Annotated in this window: 18 protein-coding genes; 7 read left to right on the top strand and 11 right to left on the bottom strand. The window is 48.4% G+C overall.

Annotated elements, in window-relative coordinates; translation table 11 throughout:
- Complete coding sequence (locus FC82_RS06695) at positions 1 to 453, top strand: threonine/serine exporter family protein (protein WP_054760943.1); 453 nt, start codon at positions 1 to 3, stop codon at positions 451 to 453.
- Positions 454 to 484: 31 nt separating this feature from the next.
- Entirely contained in the window at positions 485 to 1,672 is a 1,188-nt protein-coding gene (locus FC82_RS06700; RefSeq protein WP_054760945.1) for an amidohydrolase, read from the top strand.
- Between the two features lie 56 nt (positions 1,673 to 1,728).
- Here FC82_RS06700 and FC82_RS06705 read toward each other — a convergent pair whose 3' ends face one another.
- The 8 genes from FC82_RS06705 to FC82_RS06740 form a co-directional block, all read right to left on the bottom strand.
- A complete protein-coding gene (locus FC82_RS06705) occupies positions 1,729 to 2,109 on the bottom strand; it encodes a hypothetical protein (RefSeq protein ID WP_056996565.1) in 381 nt (126 codons plus the stop codon).
- Entirely contained in the window at positions 2,102 to 2,422 is a 321-nt protein-coding gene (locus FC82_RS06710) for a hypothetical protein (protein ID WP_056996566.1), read from the bottom strand. Before FC82_RS06710 ends, FC82_RS06705 begins: the two co-directional genes overlap by 8 nt.
- Complete coding sequence (locus FC82_RS06715; protein WP_054760948.1) at positions 2,415 to 3,722, bottom strand: Y-family DNA polymerase; 1,308 nt, start codon at positions 3,720 to 3,722, stop codon at positions 2,415 to 2,417. Before FC82_RS06715 ends, FC82_RS06710 begins: the two co-directional genes overlap by 8 nt.
- Positions 3,723 to 4,270: 548 nt before the next feature.
- Positions 4,271 to 4,891 (bottom strand): hypothetical protein, encoded by a 621-nt coding sequence (locus FC82_RS06720; RefSeq protein ID WP_056996567.1) that lies wholly within the window; start codon positions 4,889 to 4,891, stop codon positions 4,271 to 4,273.
- Positions 4,892 to 4,999: 108 nt separating this feature from the next.
- The gene (gene mmuM / locus FC82_RS06725; protein ID WP_054760953.1) at positions 5,000 to 5,929 is read right to left on the bottom strand and encodes a homocysteine S-methyltransferase; all 930 of its coding nucleotides are present in this window, start codon (positions 5,927 to 5,929) and stop codon (positions 5,000 to 5,002) included.
- Between the two features lie 429 nt (positions 5,930 to 6,358).
- Complete coding sequence (gene epsC / locus FC82_RS06730; RefSeq protein ID WP_054760954.1) at positions 6,359 to 6,925, bottom strand: serine O-acetyltransferase EpsC; 567 nt, start codon at positions 6,923 to 6,925, stop codon at positions 6,359 to 6,361.
- Positions 6,897 to 8,075, bottom strand: a complete 1,179-nt coding sequence (locus tag FC82_RS06735; protein ID WP_054760956.1) for a trans-sulfuration enzyme family protein — start codon at positions 8,073 to 8,075, stop codon at positions 6,897 to 6,899. The genes epsC and FC82_RS06735 overlap by 29 nt, the downstream gene beginning before the upstream one ends.
- Positions 8,076 to 8,118: 43 nt before the next feature.
- Entirely contained in the window at positions 8,119 to 9,039 is a 921-nt protein-coding gene (locus tag FC82_RS06740; RefSeq protein ID WP_056996568.1) for a PLP-dependent cysteine synthase family protein, read from the bottom strand.
- 785 nt (positions 9,040 to 9,824) lie between these two features.
- Between FC82_RS06740 and FC82_RS06745 the strand changes: the two genes are divergently transcribed.
- Both FC82_RS06745 and FC82_RS06750 read left to right on the top strand, forming a co-directional pair.
- Positions 9,825 to 10,502, top strand: a complete 678-nt coding sequence (locus tag FC82_RS06745) for a DUF6198 family protein (protein WP_054760958.1) — start codon at positions 9,825 to 9,827, stop codon at positions 10,500 to 10,502.
- A 436-nt stretch (positions 10,503 to 10,938) separates the two neighbouring features.
- Positions 10,939 to 11,778, top strand: a complete 840-nt coding sequence (locus FC82_RS06750; protein WP_054760961.1) for an aldo/keto reductase — start codon at positions 10,939 to 10,941, stop codon at positions 11,776 to 11,778.
- Between the two features lie 590 nt (positions 11,779 to 12,368).
- Here FC82_RS06750 and FC82_RS16470 read toward each other — a convergent pair.
- A complete protein-coding gene (locus tag FC82_RS16470) occupies positions 12,369 to 12,872 on the bottom strand; it encodes a matrixin family metalloprotease (RefSeq protein WP_082620242.1) in 504 nt (167 codons plus the stop codon).
- On the bottom strand, positions 12,787 to 13,029 hold the full coding sequence (locus FC82_RS16870; protein ID WP_054760965.1) for a hypothetical protein: 243 nt from the start codon (positions 13,027 to 13,029) through the stop codon (positions 12,787 to 12,789). The genes FC82_RS16470 and FC82_RS16870 overlap by 86 nt, the downstream gene beginning before the upstream one ends.
- A 228-nt stretch (positions 13,030 to 13,257) precedes the next feature.
- Between FC82_RS16870 and FC82_RS06765 the strand changes: the two genes are divergently transcribed.
- From FC82_RS06765 to FC82_RS06775, 3 genes are all read left to right on the top strand, one after another.
- Positions 13,258 to 15,309: an ABC transporter ATP-binding protein/permease gene (locus FC82_RS06765; RefSeq protein WP_056996569.1), complete on the top strand. Its 2,052-nt coding sequence runs from the start codon at positions 13,258 to 13,260 to the stop codon at positions 15,307 to 15,309.
- Positions 15,310 to 15,428: 119 nt separating this feature from the next.
- Positions 15,429 to 16,691 carry a sensor histidine kinase gene (locus FC82_RS06770; protein ID WP_162260930.1) on the top strand — a complete coding sequence of 421 codons (1,263 nt, stop codon included), beginning with the start codon at positions 15,429 to 15,431 and terminating at the stop codon, positions 16,689 to 16,691.
- Positions 16,688 to 17,314 (top strand): response regulator, encoded by a 627-nt coding sequence (locus FC82_RS06775; protein WP_054760969.1) that lies wholly within the window; start codon positions 16,688 to 16,690, stop codon positions 17,312 to 17,314. Before FC82_RS06770 ends, FC82_RS06775 begins: the two co-directional genes overlap by 4 nt.
- Positions 17,315 to 17,563: 249 nt before the next feature.
- Here FC82_RS06775 and FC82_RS06780 read toward each other — a convergent pair whose 3' ends face one another.
- The gene (locus FC82_RS06780) at positions 17,564 to 18,913 is read right to left on the bottom strand and encodes an MFS transporter (protein WP_156405135.1); all 1,350 of its coding nucleotides are present in this window, start codon (positions 18,911 to 18,913) and stop codon (positions 17,564 to 17,566) included.
- Positions 18,914 to 19,175 lie beyond the last annotated feature (262 nt).

The following is a 19,175-nucleotide window of genomic DNA, read 5'->3' on the forward strand; positions in this document are numbered from 1 at the left end:
ATGGAAATTTTCGTTGGGTTCATCTTCAGTTTTCTCTCCACCGTTGGCTTCGGTGTCATCACCAATGTCCCGAGGCGAACACTGTTACCGTCCGGAATAACGGGCGCACTGGCCTGGGTGGTTTACCTGCTGGTACAGGACGCCACCAGCAACATCATTTTGCCCAATCTTTTGGCAGCACTGACGATTGGCTTGCTGGCCAACGCGGCAGCCATCTTGATCAAGGCCCCGGTCAACCTGCTCTACGTCCCTTGCCTCGTGTCACTGGTCCCGGGCGCAATCATCTTTCTCAGTATGAAGGGCTTCACCCTAGGTCAGGACGCCACGGCGTTACAGAACCTGCTTAAAACGCTCACAATCGCCATGTCGCTAGCAGTCGGGTTTCTGATTGCGGAAGCCTGTTTCAGTAAACTGCGCCCCGTTTTAAAGCACTGGCTGGCACGTAAATCTTAATCGCAACTCAAGCACGAAAGGATCGATCACTATGTCAATACAGACTGACCTTATGGCCAAACTAGACGCAAATCAGCAACAGATCATCGACATTCGCCGGCACCTGCACCAGCATCCGGAATTATCGTTTCATGAAAAAGAGACCGCGGCCTATATTAAAGCTTTCTATCAAGGTCTTGATTGTACAATAACGGACTATGGCGAAGGCTATGGTTTCGTGGTCGATATTACTGGCGGTAAGCCGGGACCAACACTGGCTTTGCGGGCCGACTTCGATGCGCTGGCCGTTCAGGAGGATAACGACCTGCCGTTTAAGTCGGTTAATCCCGGCGTCATGCACGCCTGCGGTCACGATGGTCATACCGCCTATCTGATGGTACTAGCAAAAGCGTTGATTGAAATGAAAGACCGGCTAGCCGGCAATATCCGAATCATTCATCAAAACGCTGAGGAAGTGTCACCGGGTGGTGCGAAAGGGATGTTGGCGGCCGGTGTTTTAAACGGTGTCGATAACGTCATTGGCCTGCACGTCATGAGTTCCATGCCCACCGGTTCCATTGGGTACCACCTCAATGAGACCCAAACTGGTCGGGCCAACTTCACCATCACGTTTACCGGCAAGGGTGGCCACGCATCGATGCCCCATCTATCAAACGATGCCATCGTGGCCGGCAGTTACTTCGTGACGGCGGTGCAGACGGTCGTTTCCCGGCGGATCGACCCCTTTGATACCGCCAGTGTGACGATTGGTTCCTTTGACGGAGCCGGGTCGTACAACGCCATCAAGGAAAGTGTCACGCTTAAGGGTGATGTTCGGGTGATGAAAGAATCCACGCGGACAACGGTGCGCGACCAGATCGAACAAATTGCCCACGGCGTTGAAACGATGTTCGGGGTGACCGCCGCTATTGACTATGACGACAACTATCCGGTACTTGTTAATGATCCGGAGCTGACAACGCAGGTCATCGACAGCATCAAGGCTGCCAAAATTCCGGAAATCACCACCGTGTTTGACTGCGGGCCGCAAGACCCCTCTGAAGATTTCGCCTACTTTGCGCAGAACACCCCCAGCTGCTTCTTCTATGTTGGCTGTCAAACTGCGGATGGCGCTAACCACCCGCACCACAGCCCCGACTTCATGTTGAATGAAGATGCGCTGATCATTGCGGCAAAGGCAGCCGGCACTGCAACGCTGGCTTATTTAAACGCAGAATAAAAATAACAGCTAGTTCATCTCCCGCAAATTGACGGACATGACTAGCTGTTGTTTTGTTATGCTGGATCCACGATCACGTGCCGAATCTCTGAAATCATCATCGGTGCCTTTTCGTTCATATAGATCATATCATCCTGATACCCGGCCAAACGGCCCACCACATCCGGGTGATAGTCACCATTCGAATCCAGGTTATTGAGTTGGATACTCACCACGCTGCCATTTGCGAAAGCGTCTGCTAACAGGCGGGATATCGTTTCCACGGTCTGCTTAGGCTTGGCCGGATAGGTCTTGGCTTCCTGTGCTGCCTGTTTCTTCAAAGCCGCCGTGTGGTCGGACAGGTAAAACCCCTGCCATTTCACAACACCGCGGTCCTGATAGTAGTGGTCAAAAAACAGTTGGACCCGCGCTGGATCGTAGGGTGCTGGCTTATTCATCGGCTTCCTTCTTTCGTTGAATGACGCGCTGGCTCACCGGCCATCTTTGCCCCGTAAACCCCACGTATTCAATAGTGAGCTGGGTGTGCTTGCGCAGGCCGGTGATCAGACGTTCCAGATAGGCTAAATCATAATTTGAAACGGTGTGAAGAGGAACGGAACGCATCCGCTGACCTTTTCTTTGGAAATTAAAAAAGAAATTGTACGTTTTATCGTAGACGTCATCCGTCACCATTAACCAGTAGCGGGTCTGCATTTTACGTTTAAACAGGTGATCAATGCGTTCGGTAATGAGTTTCAAATCACTACTCATAGGCATTCCCACCGTTATGACCACCGACAAGTGAGGCGCGTTCAATTGCGGTTCCTCCCTTCAGGAGACTGCTGGCATAAACTAACTTAGTGAACCCGAACCGGTCGCGGATCTGGTCAACGAGGTGATCGCTCATATCGCGCCTGATCTGTGGCCGTGGCGGTTCAAAGAAGGTCAGCTGCTGGCTTTGTTTACTGTTCAACCGACTGGTGTACACGGCAATGTTTCGAATGGTCTGACCCTCCCACTGATGACGAAACATGCTGATCAGTACGGCCACAATGTCGTGGTTACGATCCGTGGGCTCAATTCGCTTGGCCTGATGAAAACCGCCGCGGCCATCCGCTTCACTGGCGGCGTAGGAAAATCCGATTCCTAGTGAAATACAGCTGGTCTGCTTACGGTGATGCCGCAACCGTGACGCCACCTGCTCACCGATCTCCTTAATGACCGTTTCAATTTCTGCTTGCGTTTGATAGTCCCGCGGCAGCACCTGTGAATTTCCAATACTGGCTTCCTTCGGCCCGCGCCGATCCCGCAACTGGGAGTGGTCGATACCCCAGGCCAACGCAAAGAGTTGCATGCCAATCAATCCCATTTCTTGATTCAGAACAAACGGGTCAAAATGGGCCAGCTCATACATACTGTGAATGCCCATCCGATTCAGATGTTTGGCTGTCCGGTTACCAATGCTCCACACATCCGTCATTTCCTTAATCGGCCAAATGGTTTGATCAACAGTTTCATACGTGATCTCGCCCACTAAATCACGGTTGTGCTTAGCGTAAATATCCAGTGCAATCTTTGCCTGCACCGGATTTTCGCCGATGCCCACCGTGGTGTACAATCCCAGTTCTTTGCGGACACTAACTTGAATCAGCCGCGCAACATCCTCTGGCGTTTTGCCAAATAGGCGCCAGGAGTGGGTCATATCCAAAATCGATTCATCAATGGAATACGGCAGCAGGTCCTCGTCAGCAACGAACCGGCGAAAAATATCGTTGATCTGCAAATTACGTTTAATATAAAGATTCATCCGCGGCGGCACCACCATCAGGTCGGGGTCGTTCGGCAAATCACGCTGCCGGGACACGTTGGCCTGCAGATGGTAACGCTTCTTAGCCTCCGGCGACGTGGCAAGCACCAAGCCGCCGTTGGTATTCTCCTGTTCACTCATCACAACTAGCGGGACCTCCAATGGGTTCCAACCGCGCATACTGGCTTCCACACTCGCATAGAATGACTTATTATCAATCAAAAAAAAGACGCCGTGCGGTTCATTGTCGTAGTTGATATCCATGGTACTCACCTCGAACATTTGTTTGGTTGACCCTATTATACAAACATATGTTCGTGTTAGTCAAGTTAATTTTCTCAGCTGTTGTTACTCATTAATTATCAAAAAGATCATCTCTGCTCGAATTAATTGTCAGTTTCACTGCAGGAGGCTGTTTGAAGTGCGTTATTATTTGCCTAAAGACGCTATTTATTTCGTGCATGTTCCTTCTCAAGACTAAAGCGACGAAAAAAGGGCAAGGTGCTGCACATATGTCAACTCTTTGCTCTTTTTTGCATTTTCATCTGTTTATTTTTCTTACAAACCCGGTTTATTTCGTGCTTCCCTGTCCTTGAGACTAAACGTGCTACAGAAGGCAGGGTGCGGAGCACAAACCACGCTGTCCCGAAAGATTCCAGTTTATTTTGTGTTTCTCTGTCCTTGAGACTAAACGTGCTGCAGAAGGCAGGGTGCTACTGCACAAACCACGCCGTCCCGAAAAGTCAGGCCCGGACTTTTCGGGACGGCGTGGTTTGTGCTCCGCACCCTAAGCGCCTTCTTCCGCACTCTGCCTATTTTCTCAAAATCGGAGTCTTAATTGCTAAATTTTCGTTAATTGCATATAACAGGTCATCCAGCTCGTCGTCGTTTTCAATCAACTCGCACATGACGTCGATAGCGTCCTCATGGAGCTGTTTTGCAAAGCGCGGCGAGTAAGTTGTGATCTGGGTTTGTCGGCTGTATTTTTGCATCAGCCTGGCGTTATAGATAACCGTGAACCGATAACCCTGCTCGTATCCCATCCCCCACATATAGTACACATCGCTGAGCAAAATGGGATGTCGTTTTACATGCTGCTTAGTTATAGCTGCAACGTCGGTATTCAACCGCGCACGCCACTTACTGTCCTGCATGGCGGTGATATCAAAAAATCGGTCTTCGAATAATTCGACGGTGCTGTCCACACCTGAGAAGTCCGGCACCCTGTTTTCAAAATTGAGTTCATCGTGAATGGCCGCTCGGATGCCATCCGAACCCCCAAGTAGATAAACACAACTTAACGGGATCGTCCACTGACTGACTGGTTGAGCGGAGAGAAGTGCCAACTGCTGACTAACTTGTTCCTGAGCATCACTGTGACGTCGTTGAAATACCAGTTCAAAATCTGCAACAAGGCCGTTTTCAGGGTACATCGTGACTCACTCCTTTGTCATTTAGTACCCCCATTTTACCCAGTTAAATACCAGTTTCAAGCAAAGTCGATGCTGGATTTATCAAACGTTTTATGGCACATTTGTCGATTATTTAACGCATGTTTTGTTGACGACACCTGCCACGGAACGGATATCTGCCGGTGTCGTACCACAACAGCCGCCAACGATGTTCACGCCAGCCGCTAACCATTGCGGGACAAGGGCTGCAGGCGTTTGTGTGTGATCAGATACCGCTCTTGTTTGCGGCTTGTCATCCACCGCCGCGCCGTTGTTTGGGTAAACGATAATTGGCTTTGTTGTCACTTGACTGATAATACCCACCATGTCCGTAATTCGACTTGGTGCCAGACAGTTCACGCCAATGGCTTCAATTTGCGGATGCGGTTCAAAGTATGAAACGGCCTCCCACAATGGTGTCCCATCCCAGAGATTACCATGCTCATCAAGACTAAACGATAACCAGGCTGTTTTATCCGGAAATTCACATTCCAAAAGTTCGGTCAGTGCTTGCGCCTCAACAAAAGTCGACTGCGTCTCAAATGCGAATAAATCCACGCCGGCTGCTGCCAGCAACTGCATCCGCTCCCGATGAAAGCGCCGGTACTGTGAATCCGTCAGGGCATAATTTTTGACCGACTGACTGGAATCACTAGTGTATTCCGCATAGGGACCAACCCCTCCGGCAACCAGTAATAGCCGGTCACTGGCGCTATCATCTTGGTAAGACTTACGAGCTTGTTTGGCAAGTTTGACGGTCGACACAACCAAGTGCCGAGCATCCGTTAACGACATCCCCGCATTGACCAAGGTCGGAATACTAGCTACAAAACTATCCGTTGTCGCAACACTGGCGCCCGCCTCAAAGTACTGACGGTGAACCCCCTGCACTTTCTCCGGGTAAGTCGCCGCTGCCATGGCCGACCAGAGGGGTGTGGTTGTGTCCACACCCTGCTTGCTCAACTCAGTCGCTATGCCGCCATCAATTACCAAAGGTTGCTGATCCAACAGATTTACCATAAGCGCACCCCCGCGTTTGTTTTATGTGTTATCCATTCTTGCCCGCAATTTGCCGACAAGTGACCCTACTAACGATCAAAACAATTCTGGCTGCCCGTCACTCTACTATTTTGCCTTTATTATATCTTGAACTGGTGTTTAAAACGGTTACAGTTTGATGTTATTTTAGGATAAGATGCTGACACGTGGTACCAAGCATTCTGTACCCGAAAAAACTTTTCATATTCCGTGAATACACCCACACCTTCCGCAATTTAGCACAGTGCAGTAATATCGGCACACAGCGCAACACCAAATTTTGGAGCGCAACAGAAATGGAAATTGCCGCACTAGTTTATTGCTCAAAAAAAGGTTCCAGTCATCACAACTGGAACCTTTTTCTACTATATATAAAACTTCTGTCGTGCACTTCAATCCACTAAATGCAAACTAACCTTCCATCCGCTGACCAACAATCATCTCGTTGTACCGGTAAGTCACCCATCCCGTGCGTTTATGGGTGACCAGTCGAGCGGGATTGCCAACGGCGGTCATGTTGTCTGGAACGTCCTTTAACACCACCGCGCCGGCACCGATTTTACTGTACCGGCCCACCGAAATTGGTCCCAGAACCTGAGCATTAGCGCCAATGAATGCGCCCTGTCTCACGTAAGGATGGCGACGGCCATTGACCACTTCATCGCGGGCGCCCAGTGTGACGCCGTGTAAAATAGTCACATCGTCTTCCACGATGGCCGTGGCCCCAATCACCACACCAGTCCCGTGATCGATAAACACCCGTTTACCGATTTGCGCTTCCGGCGCGATGATGATGCCGGTCCGGTGAGTGCAGAACCGACTGACCAGTGCGGCCAAAACGTAGCGGCCGTGATTCGCCAAAAAGTGGGCAATGCGGTGCCAGAACAGTGCGTGGAGGCCCGGATAAGTCAGCAGCACTTCCCACAGGCTATGCGCTGCGGGGTCGCGCTTAAGAATGGCGCGTGCTGTCTGTAACATGGTCTTTACCTTGTTGAACGCTGGTAAATCCGCGGTCGAGGTCAGCTAGGAGGTCGTTACTGTCTTCGATGCCGACCGACAAGCGAATGAGCTCATCCTTGATACCGTTTTTCAACCGAATCTCACGTGGAATGGCACCGTGGGTCATCAATGCAGGAATTTCAATCAAACTTTCCAAAGCGCCCAAACTTTCAGCAAGGGTGATGACCTTTAAGTTTTCCACGAATTTCTTAGGGTCTAAACCGGGTTGCAGTTCAAAGGAGATCATGGCACCAAACCCGTGCATTTGCTTCTTAGCAACTTCGTAGTCGGGGTTGTTCGGATCTCCTGGGTAGTAGATCTTCGCAACTGATGGCTGGTCGCTGAGGTAGTCAAAGACCTTCTTTGCGTTGGCAAGATGTGCCTGCATCCGGATGGCAAGGGTCTTCATCCCGCGTTGCAACAACCAGGATTCCTGGGGTGCCAAGATGCCGCCAATGGCGTTTTGCAGGTAACCGATACGTTCAGCCAGTTTCGAATCGCGAACGACAACGACACCGGCAATGACGTCAGAGTGACCGCCAAGGTACTTCGATGCACTGTGCAAAACAATATCTACGCCTAACTCCAATGGTCGCTGAACGTATGGAGATGAGAACGTGTTATCAATGATGCTCAGAAGATTGTGATTCTTAGCAATCTTTGCGACAGCCGCAATATCCGTCACCTTCAACAACGGATTAGTTGGGGTTTCCAAGTAAATGGCCTTTGTTGCGGGGGTGATGGCAGCTTCAACGGCGTTCAAATCACGCGTGTCAACGACGGTAAAGGTCATCCCAAAGCGCTTCAAAACACTATCGATCAGGCGGAACGTCCCACCGTACACATCGTTACCCACGATGAAGTGGTCGCCCGCCGAAAACATGGAGAAAACTGTATCAATAGCAGCTGACCCTGATGCAAAGGCAAAGCCGGCAGTGCCGCCTTCAAGGTCGGCAATCAGTGCTTCAACGGCGTCCCGAGTTGGGTTGCCAGTCCGTGAATATTCGTACTTGTTTTCACCAATTTTTTGTTGGTGGAATGTTGAGGCCATGTAAATTGGAATTGAAGTTGCGCCTGTTCCTGCATCTTCGCTGATACCGCCGTGTAATAATTTCGTTTCAAATTTCATAAGTTAACCCTCCGTTTTTTAGCTTTACTGCTAATTATCTTGTCTAAGCTTCTTTTTCGTAAATATGTTCACTCATGTAACGCTCGCTGCTGTCTGGGAAGACGGTCACGATAGTGCTGTTGGCTGGTAATTCTTTGGCAACCTTCAAGCTGGCTGCCAGGGCTGCACCGCTAGAACTGCCGATAAACAACCCCTGTGTTGCAGCCATTTGCCGAACCTGTTCAAAGGCGTCAGCATCTGAAATCGTCAGCGTTTCATCAATTGTCACCTCCTGGAAGAACGGTGGAATGAATTCAACGCCGATTCCCTCAGTGCGGTGACTGTGAGCCGGACCGCCGTTTAAGATCGAGCCTTCGGGTTCCACCACAATACTCTTGGTCTTGGGGTTTTGTTCCTTCAGGTACTTAGCAATGCCGGCAAAAGTACCGCCGCTGCCGGCGCCCGCAACGAAGGCGTCAATCCCTTGGTCACCCAGGTCAGCAATCAATTCCGGCGCCAACGTGTGGTAGTACGTTGCCGGATTAGCTGGGTTTTCAAATTGCATCGGCACATAGCTATTTGGCGTTTCAGACTCAATTTCACGGGCCTTCTTAATGGCTTCTTTAATGCCGCCTTCGGAAGGTGTGTTCACGATCTTAGCACCCAAAGCGCGCATCAACGTTTGCTTTTCGTAACTAAATTTCTCTGGCACAACTAGGATCGTTGGCAGGTGGTGCTGTTGCGCTGCCAGTGCCACACCAATACCGGTGTTGCCCGCCGTTGGTTCAATAATCGTAGTTTGGTCATTGATTTTACCCTTATCGATACCGTCCTGAATCAGGTACTGTCCGAGCCGGTCCTTGATGCTGCCGCCGGGGTTGAACATTTCAAGCTTGGCGTATATGTGACTGTTGTTTGGAACGTCAATCGGGAGTTCAATCAGTGGTGTGTTGCCAATGAGTTGTGACACGCTTTGGATAATCATGTTTTTTCTTCCTTCCTGAAACTACAAAAAGGGCGCGGAATTCGAAATGAATTCTCGCGCCCTTAGTCCATGTCTAGCCTGAGCTAGCAGGACTTTTCGGTTACAACACCCTCAAAGTTCAATGCTTAACAGGCCGAACATCGCCAAAAACGCGACATCCGACAACAGTTGTTTTGTACGGCACTGAAAGTAAATTGAGTCATCGTGTAACCTCCTGTAATTTGATGGCTTAAATATAACTGGAATTTTTAAAAAAGTCAAATTTTATTTTCTGTTTTTATACTTACTGTTCGGTTTCTACCTATAAATCGACTTTTTTTAAAAAACCCCACTCATGGACGAAAACAAGAATAGCGACAGGTTACCTCTGAAAATACCATTTTAAACTATGCTCTGAATTCTGTTGGCACTTTACCCCCGGAAGGGCTGACCTAAAACCGACGATTTCCTCGAAAACAATATCAATGCAGATCAAAATTGAATTTTTTTAGTTTTAAAAGTAAAAATGGCACAATTATTTTATGTCATCATGAGATGTGTTTCACAAAATTGGACTACGTTTCATACCGTATTTAAGCATCTCATTTTACTTATAATTCCGCCGACCTTTCAAGCATAGCGGTGTTTGCTGATAACCAATATAATCCGCAACTAAAAATCACCGCCAATACTGGTATGACAACGCTCAATTGCAAACAGCCCATTTGGGATTCATTATTTTTTCAGCATTGAAAAGGGTTTCTTGAATGTGCTAGTATTGGTTTGATAACGAAACTAACTGGGAGATGACACCCATTAAAAATAATTTAAGAGATCGCTTAATTGGTCTGGTTGTGGGGCTGCTGCTAAATGCCTCAGGGAACGCCCTGGCCGTTTCGGCGAATATGGGAAGCGGCCTATGGACTGCTTCTGCCGTGAACCTCAGCCACTGGCTTGGGGTCAATATTGGCGTCATTCTCATGATCATTGGTGTTCTTAACACATTAACAAATCAGGTATTGATTCGTCACTGGGACATTCCGCGGCTGGTCGGCGAAATCATCTATGCAATGTTCTTTAGCTATTTTGTGTCCTTCTTCGTATCGTTCTTCGATGCGATGGGCGTTGGTGGTTTGAATCTGTTCTGGCGGACTTTGTTGAGTATTGGCGGTATCATCGTGTTCTGTATTGGCATCTCGCTCTATCAGCGTGCCAATATCGTGATGCACCCGAACGACGATACCACAAACATTCTGCGTTTCTTGTACCTCAAGGGAAATGCAACGGCGTCACAACTCGTTGATTTTATTCCACCGCTGATTGCGATTGCTGTGGCTTTCGTTGGCACGCACGAGATTCTTTCCGTCAATGTTGGGACGCTCTGTTCAATTGTCGGCAACGGTTTCTTTATCGCCACTGCTGATAAATTGGTATGGCCGCATTTGACTCACAATTTCCGGACAAAACAGGCCGTACATGGATAGAAATATCCGCTTTGATTTTCGAAGAATATAGGGCAAAAGTTAATTTTGCTCCGAACATATAAGCGACCCTTTGAAAAGCTAAATGTGCTTTCTCAAGGGGTCGCTTATATGATTGAACTGTGTCCGTGTACCGCATGCTGGTGCTAGATATATGAGGTGGCCATGAAGTTGTACTTTTACTGTTATCGATTGCTGGTTGAGACTTTTCCTCAATTTCTGTAGGCACAATGCGACTGTTGCTGCAACTAACTACTAATTACTCGCACCCTATCACGCTCAATGAGGGTGACCAGGCGTCCATGCATCAGTTCATAAGCGCATCAAAAACAAACTCGAGTCGCTAGAATAGCGCAACTACCGAACTAAAATAGTTGCATTTTTTACCTTTAAGCGACATTCTTAAAGAGTATCGACTCATTTACAGGAGGTTTTACGTATGACAACACCAAACTTTGAACTAAATGATGGCAACTTATTACCAAAAGTTGGCTTAGGCACTTTCCAAATTCGTGGTGGTGCCGGCCTGCACCAAATCTTGTCCGCTATTCACGATGGCTACCGCTCATTAGATAGTGCTACGAATTACGACAACGAAGGCATTGTTGGCAAGGCAGCCCGCTTGTCCGGTGTTCCACGCAGCGAGTTTTTTATTACTTCAAAACTGCCCGGCAAATACCATAAATATGATGACGCACTAAACGCTATTGAAGAATCCCTCGCCCGTATGGGGTTGGACTACTTCGATCTGTTTTTGATCCACTGGCCGCTGCCAAAACGTGACCACTACGTTGAAGCATGGCAAGCAATGATCACGGCACAAAAGTTAGGCCTCATCCGCTCGATCGGTGTTTCAAACTTTGAACCGGAACATCTGGACCGTTTAATTAACGAAACAGGTGTCACGCCTGCCGTTAATCAGATCGAAGTCCACCCATACTGGATCAACGAAGCGGGCTTAAAGGCGGACCAGGAACGCGGCATCGCAACTGAAGCCTGGAGCCCACTGGGTCGCGGCAGCAGTTCGTTAAAGGAACCCATTATCCAAGAACTCGCAAAAAAATATGGTAAAAACACGGGTCAAATCATCCTCCGCTGGCACACGCAACGGGGTATTGTCCCGTTGCCAAAATCCAGCAGTCTGAAACACCAGCGTCAAAATCTAGATATCTTTGATTTTGAATTAACACCGGACGAAATCAAGAGCATCAACAGTCTAAACAAGGCTGACGGCCGTGTGGATGGCCAGGATCCTAACGAATACGAAGAGTTCGATTAATCAAAATTACAGATGAGTAACATCTGTTGACTTTAATTAAAGAACGCAGTATTCTATTGGCAATAAATAAAGGAGGTGATGCTTTTTGACTATTGGAAATAATCTTAAGGCATCAGCTACGGAGCGTATGGCTAACTAGCTGATACCGTTTAAGAGAGACACCGCGAAATTAAGATCGCGGTGTTTTTTTGTAGCGTGCAAAACCAGGGGCGGTTAAGGAGTGGAGCCTAGTGGACTTTGCCCGGAAAAGCCCGGATTTGGCTTTTCCGGGCGAAGTCCACTAGGTGCAACGCCTTGCCCCGTGTAGCACGTTTAGGCTCGAGGACAGCAATGAAGAGTGTCAATCGCACCTTTAGCAAATTTCGAGTCAACTCACAAGTGCAAAACCAAAAAGCGGTTAAGTTCAAGGACAGCAAAACGCAATACTATCGGTGCTTTACCAGATTATGAGTCAAGCCACAGGTACAAACCTAAAGCGCCAATCAACTATCCCCAACAAACATCAAAAAACGAGAACTGCATCAAATCCTGTTAGGATTTAAGCGGTTCTCGTTTTAATTTCGCCAACATAGCTATAAAAAGCTAGTCATTTATTCAAAATAGGCCTGCCTCAATCCCTTAACGTCGCCGGAACTGATTGCGATCCCTCGGCTCGCGTAGTACATCACACTTCGTTTACTGGCCGCATGTCCCAACCCGAGTGCGTGTCCCAATTCATGTTCCGCCACCCGCTCACGCTCTAATTGCGAATAGCGCATTGCTCGGGCAACGTTTTTATACACATAGGACCGTGCATTAGCTAAAACATGAAGTGAACCCAATGATTGGTTGGCATGGTAGGACGTAAATGTCAAACCAATCACGTTGCCGTATTGTTTAGTCGTATCGTTTTTAACCGACATGGTAATGTTAGCTGTCTGTCCTGTTTGAGCCGGTACCAGTTTGACAACTTTCGCTGCGTTCCAATGACGGACAGCAGCTCGCCAAATTTGGCGGTAATAGGCAGATTTATCCGTGATTCGGTACGTAACTGTACGACCTGCCCAGCGATACGTGGCCGGTGTAGCGACACTTGCCCCCCCGCTTAAACCCAAATGACATGTGGGCTAACGTTGGTTTTGCAGCCTGATGTGTCTGCCTAGCAGCATGGGTCGCATCCGCATCAGTTTTAATAGCCGATTTTTTCAACACAACAGTGCTGGCAGTCACTAGCAGCACCGCAGTTAAAAACATCAGGAAATACTTGCTCATTTGTATAGCTCCTTACCTAGCGATTTTAGGTCACAACAAGGACGCTTTTTTCTCGTCCTGATCTTAACTACGTAAGACCCCCTGATTTCACTAAAATAAATCACTTTTTTCAACAAATCACTCAAATTTGCCCAAAAGGGAACCCCTTTTCTGTCCTTTTGGTCGATGTGTTCCTCGTCAACTTCTCGTATTCTTAATGACAGTTAATCGAAACGGGAGGCATCACATTTGAGTTATTTAGAGCTAAGAGACATTCACAAGTCCTACTACCTTGGGAAAGAGGAATTTCCGGTACTAAAGGGCATTGATTTAAACTTTGATTTAGGCGAATTTGTTTCCATCCTCGGTGAATCCGGTGGTGGAAAGTCCACCTTGATGAACATTATTGGTGGGCTGGACAGACAGTTTCAAGGCAGTGTCACCGTAGATGGCAAACGACTTAATCACAGCGATGAAAAAGCCTTGGATCACTACCGGCGCGACACCATCGGCTACATCTACCAAGCCTATAATCTGATCGGTCACCTTACCGTTATGGATAACGTGTTGATTCCACTTGACATGACCACGTTATCTAAGGCTGAGCAAAAAAAGCGTGTCGCTGAACTCCTCGATCGTGTTGGGCTGAAGGATCAAGCGCACAAATATCCGAACCAACTCTCCGGTGGGCAGAAACAACGGGTCGCCATTGCGCGTGCTTTAGCCAGTGACCCGAAAGTGATTATCGCCGATGAACCGACGGGTGCTTTGGATTCAGAAAACACTAAAGAAGTTCTCAAAATTCTGGACGGTATCGCTCAGGAAGGCCGACTGGTCATCACCGTGACCCACTCGCAGTCAGTTGCCGATGCCGGAACCCGGATCGTCCACTTGGCTGACGGGAAGATCGATAAGGATACAAAGCTTCGCGACCCGTATGCTGTAACGGATACACCCCGTTTAAAATCACGCCTGCTACCGGCATCCGTATCCTACACCACTGCTTTTAAACACTTTAAGTTCAACTTCTGGCGTAACTCCCTCATCGTTTTAGGAACCGCCGTTGGGTTGTTTGCCGTCATGCTGTTCTCCGGGTTAGGAAACGGGATCAGCGGGTATATTAATAAGCAGGTCAACGACCTCGTGAACCCGACTGCTGTCAGCATCAGTCGTTACCAGAAGACGTCGACCGCCAGCTCAAGCGGCAGCAGTAAACAAGCTAAGCAACAGGCGGCCATGCAGCAACAACAATCCAGCATGTCCAGTATGTCCGGGTCATCGTCGACCTCAGCAACGACAACCAGCGCCAAGTCGACGTTTAGCAACAAACAATTGACCCAATTGAGCAACGTGAAACACGTCAGCGGTGTATCAAAGGTTTACACCGCCAGCAGCGTTACCTCGAAGTACAATGGTAAGAGCGCCACGATTTCAACATTGGAAAACTGGAACGCCAGCGCAACTTCGAACACGATCAAGTACGGCCACAAACCAAAGACCGGCGAAATTGTGATTGACAAGGACAGTGTGGCGAAGAAACTGTCCAAGAATCACTGGAAGAACTTGATTGGTAAGACCATTACCCTGTCTTACAAGACAACGAACAAGAACAATAAGCCGGTCACCGTTAAACTGACTGCGAAAGTTTCCGGAATCAGTAATACTTCAAACACCGGCGGCATGGTCAGTGACAACTACGTCAGCACCAAGACGCTCACAAATGCTATGAATAAGGCCAACGTGAACGCCAAGGTCGCCAGCGCCGTGGTCAAGGTCGATAAAATCGGCAACGTCAATGGTGTGACTTCGAAGATCAACAAGCTGAAATTAAACAACAAGCGCCAGTACACGGCAACTTCAGTGAACTCGATCATTAGTAAGATCCAGACCTACGTTAAGTTAGCAACGAACATTTTGTCGGCAATTGCCGCCATTTCACTGGTCGTTTCGGCTTTAATGATCATCGTGACGATGTATATGTCGGTCAGCGCCCGAACCAAGGAAATTGGAATTCTGCGTGCCCTGGGTGAATCTAAACGAGACATCCGTCGCCTGTTCATCAGTGAATCCCTGATTATCGGTGTCTTGAGTGCCGCATTTGCCACGGTTATCGCGTTGCTTGGGGAGGTGACCGTCAATCACTTATTGGCCGCGATTGCCAACTACGCCTTCGTGCAAATTACCGTTGGCAACGTGGTAACCGTCTTCGTGATTGGGGTCGTCATCTCACTCGTTGCCGCCTTCTTACCGGCACGACGGGCTGCCAAGCTGAACCCAATCGACGCGTTAGCCGCAGATTAACCAAAAACTGTTTTAATGAAGTGTCAAAATTTCTCATGATTTCTCCTCAAAAATCCGTCCCGGCCACTCCGCGACGGATTTTTGGGTTATATTAGTGATAATAGAAATGCGTAAAGGAAGTGACATGGTTGCAACCCACCAACGAAAACGAAGCTCAAAGGCTTAAAAATCTACGTGACATCCGCGGTCCATTGATTATCTGGATGATTATGTTGGGTTTTATGGCGATTTACGTTGTGAATTCGATTCCTAATTCCGCCTCACTGCGATCCGCAATCAGACCGGAACTGATCAAGGTGCAATACCCTTACCGGCCGATCTGGGTTCTGCTGGCAGTGGCGACCCTTATCGGTGCCATATGGATCGGCCCCTGGCTGTACACGCATCATCACTGGCTCCTTATTGGTTGTCCAATGATTCTCATTTGGATTTACGCAGGCTTTTTAAGCCGCAGCATGCCGGTATTAATGGTTGGTACCTACCCCATTTTCATGATTGAGTCGATTCTTGGGTATCATAATTCCAAACGCGTTATGGCCTGTCTCACCATTTTTTACTCGATAATGTGGGCCACGTATACGGTTATCGTTGGCTGGGCACAAGGTCTCATGGTCCTCGCCAGCTTTGTCTTCTTGATGGCCATCGTGTTTTACTACTGGCGCTTCTACCAGCATCAGATTCAAGAACGGGAACGCGTGGAAAACCTCTATGCGGAACTGCAGTTAGCCTACAAACAGGTTGAGGCATCGACAGTCCGGGCTGAACGTCAACGGGTCGCACGGGAGCTCCATGACACCCTGACGCAGGGACTGGCCGGGGTGGTTATGCAGCTTGAAGCGGCCGAAGGGTTCCTTGAGCAGGGAAACGCCGACAGGGCAGAAGAAATCATCACCACCAGCATGTCGACGGCTCGCGATGCCCTGCACGAATCGCGCATCACCTTAACTGACCTGCGCAGTACGACGGAAGAAAGTCTTCCCGCCCGCTTGCAGCTAGTGGCTGAGGCCATTCGCAAAAACTATCAGGTCAACACCACGATTCAGTTAAATGATATCCCGGACTACAGCCCTTCACAGCTGACCGAGATTACGCGGATCGTCACGGAATCCTTAACCAACGTGGCTAAACACGCACAGACTGACCAGGCAGTGATCAGTGGTACACTGCACGATGATATTTTCAAACTTAAAATCATTGATTTCGGGACCGGATTTGATACCCACGATAAAAAAACGTTGAAGAAAGCTGGCCATTACGGACTTCAAGGCATCTATGAACGGGCCGACCGGTTGAATGGCGTCATCACTGTCATCAGTGCGATTGGTGAAGGCACCACGGTCACCCTGACCCTCCCAGCGGATAGAAAGGAACTCGCAGAATGATCAATCTGTTAATTGTTGACGACCACCAAATCTTACGGGCCGGTCTGGAACTCATTTTTGAAACGGTCGATGATATCACCGTTATCGGTACCGCCGCGGACGGCGAGGAAGGCCTTCGCAAGGCCACTGAACTGCACCCCGACCTCGTCGTAACGGATATCCGAATGCCAAAATTGGACGGTATCGCACTCATTAAAGCGCTGCACGAAACGACGCCTGACTTACCGGTTGTTGTTTTAACGACCTTCGATGACCAAAAGCCCATTCAAGAAGCCATGCAGCTTGGTGCAAAGGGGTTCCTATTAAAGGATGCCGATAAAGCAACGATTTTGCGAGTCATCCGTGGTGCAATAAAGGGTGAGACCTACATTGAGCCAAGAATTGCGGCCAAGGCCTTTACCGCCCCGAAACCAGTCCAACCCACCGTTGACCTGTCGGAAAAAGAACACACCATCCTGACCGAAGTTGCACAAGGCTACCATAGTAAGGAAATTGCGGAAGATCTGGAAGTTAGCGAACGCACTATCAAATCCCATCTGACCAGTATCTACAACAAGCTGGGCGTGTTCACCAGAGCCGAAGCCGTGGCGAAGGCGCTACAGTTGGGGCTCATTGAACTATAAAAAACAAAAATGGCATCCAAGCAATCTCAATCTACCTTGCTTGAATACCATTTTTATTGTGTTTGGAAAAATATCATGTGTGAATAGAAAGGATGTTTAAACTATCGCCTATGCCGTTTACAGGCATGTGCCTTAATCATTTGACTGCCAGAACGAGACCCGCAATCGAGGGCGGGAAAATCGGAAACTGGCACAATCATCGATTTAATAATTCCTCACGATGTCAAGAGCAGACAGCTCCCATAAAAATTATCGTCCCTGAACCTGGCTGCTTAATGAGGGATCGGCATCCGTGTCATGTGCAACGTCTTCTGCATCGATAGTCGATCGCTTCGACGTTTCAAACATCCGCCAGTATACGATCAGTGAGATAAACGATGCGAAGGCAACGTAATAGAAGAACAGCGATTCCAAATTAACTGAACGCAACCAAAGGGCAACGTACTCAACAGTCCCACCGAAGATAGCAACTGTCAGGCCATATGGGAAGCCAACACCCAACGCCCGAATTTCAGTTGGGAAAAGTTCTGCCTTAACAATGGCGTTAATGGAGGTGTAACCTGAAACGATGACCAGCCCCGCTAACATCAAGAAGAAGGCAGCCCAAGATGAATGGACGTGTGCCAGTACGGAGAAAATCGGTACAGTAAACAGGGTGCCGCCGATCCCGAACCATAACAGCAATGGTTTCCGGCCAATTCTATCAGACAGAGCACCAAAAATCGGTTGCAGAATCAGCATAATCAGCAAAGCCGCAAAGTTGATAACGGCAACGGCTTTGGTGTTCAGACCCGTCGTGTTGATCATGAACTTCTGCAGGTACGTGGTGTACGCGTAGAAACAGATGGTCCCGCCAAAGGTCAGCCCGACAACCGTGAAGAACTGTTTCGGGTACTTCATCAGCATGGTCATCGTCCCAGACTTCTTGTTTTTCTTATTTTTAGCTTTGAACTGGTCAGATTCTTCCATCGTCAGTCGCAGCCACAGGACGCCCACCGCCCCAATGGCACCGACAACGAAGGGAATCCGCCACCCAAAGGCATATAGTTGAGCGGTTGAGAGAAAGCTCTGCAGGATAATTTGCACCAGCAGTGCGAATAATTGACCAGAAATCAACGTGACATATTGGAATGATGAATAAAAGCCACGGCGCTTCGGCGATGCCATTTCTGACAAGTAAGTTGCTGAAGTCCCATATTCACCACCAAGTGACAAGCCTTGAAACAGCCGGGTAACAACCAAAATAATTGGTGCCCAAACACCAATCGACTTGTAGGCTGGGGTCAGTGCAATGACAAGCGACCCAGTTGCCATAATCGTAACGGATAACGTCAACGCAGCTTTCCGACCGCTTCGGTCAGCAAAACGGCCCATCACGAATGACCCGATCGGCCGCATCAAGAAACCAACGGCAAAAACGGCAGCGGTAGACAGCAGCTCTGCGGTTTTATCTTCAGCCGGGAAAAAGGCGGCTGAGAAGTAAACGGCAAAGGATGCGTACACGTACCAGTCAAACCATTCAATCATGTTCCCTAAAGAACCCTTGAAGATATTGGCAGCGATCCGTTTTTCACTACGTTTTACTGGTGCTGTATCCATGGACATCCCTCCAGATAGTAAGATTCGCATTAGAAAATTAGAATATCATTAGAGCCTATGATACCCACTTTCGATTAAATATGCAAGCAATGACTATTTATCACGTTTAATGTAACCGGCCACATTCCCTATCAGTCGGGAATTTTAAGCAATAAATAAAATTCATATTACAAAATTAATACTCACTGTAAAATTAGAATTTAAATAGTTCCCCGATTTAAAATTGAAGTGCAACACTTGATAACTAGACCAATTAGACTAG

This window comes from Secundilactobacillus collinoides DSM 20515 = JCM 1123, from assembly GCF_001435975.1.
In the GTDB taxonomy this organism is placed as follows: domain Bacteria; phylum Bacillota; class Bacilli; order Lactobacillales; family Lactobacillaceae; genus Secundilactobacillus; species Secundilactobacillus collinoides.

Coding starts and splice junctions, on each gene's coding strand:
- FC82_RS06695 (WP_054760943.1), top strand. CDS start 1: ATGGAAATTTTCGTTGGGTTCATCTTCAGTTTTCTCTCCACCGTTGGC.
- FC82_RS06700 (WP_054760945.1), top strand. CDS start 485: ATGTCAATACAGACTGACCTTATGGCCAAACTAGACGCAAATCAGCAA.
- FC82_RS06705 (WP_056996565.1), bottom strand. CDS start 2,109: ATGAATAAGCCAGCACCCTACGATCCAGCGCGGGTCCAACTGTTTTTT.
- FC82_RS06710 (WP_056996566.1), bottom strand. CDS start 2,422: ATGAGTAGTGATTTGAAACTCATTACCGAACGCATTGATCACCTGTTT.
- FC82_RS06715 (WP_054760948.1), bottom strand. CDS start 3,722: ATGGATATCAACTACGACAATGAACCGCACGGCGTCTTTTTTTTGATT.
- FC82_RS06720 (WP_056996567.1), bottom strand. CDS start 4,891: ATGTACCCTGAAAACGGCCTTGTTGCAGATTTTGAACTGGTATTTCAA.
- mmuM (WP_054760953.1), bottom strand. CDS start 5,929: ATGGTAAATCTGTTGGATCAGCAACCTTTGGTAATTGATGGCGGCATA.
- epsC (WP_054760954.1), bottom strand. CDS start 6,925: ATGTTACAGACAGCACGCGCCATTCTTAAGCGCGACCCCGCAGCGCAT.
- FC82_RS06735 (WP_054760956.1), bottom strand. CDS start 8,075: ATGAAATTTGAAACGAAATTATTACACGGCGGTATCAGCGAAGATGCA.
- FC82_RS06740 (WP_056996568.1), bottom strand. CDS start 9,039: ATGATTATCCAAAGCGTGTCACAACTCATTGGCAACACACCACTGATT.
- FC82_RS06745 (WP_054760958.1), top strand. CDS start 9,825: ATGACACCCATTAAAAATAATTTAAGAGATCGCTTAATTGGTCTGGTT.
- FC82_RS06750 (WP_054760961.1), top strand. CDS start 10,939: ATGACAACACCAAACTTTGAACTAAATGATGGCAACTTATTACCAAAA.
- FC82_RS16870 (WP_054760965.1), bottom strand. CDS start 13,029: ATGAGCAAGTATTTCCTGATGTTTTTAACTGCGGTGCTGCTAGTGACT.
- FC82_RS06775 (WP_054760969.1), top strand. CDS start 16,688: ATGATCAATCTGTTAATTGTTGACGACCACCAAATCTTACGGGCCGGT.
- FC82_RS06780 (WP_156405135.1), bottom strand. CDS start 18,913: ATGGATACAGCACCAGTAAAACGTAGTGAAAAACGGATCGCTGCCAAT.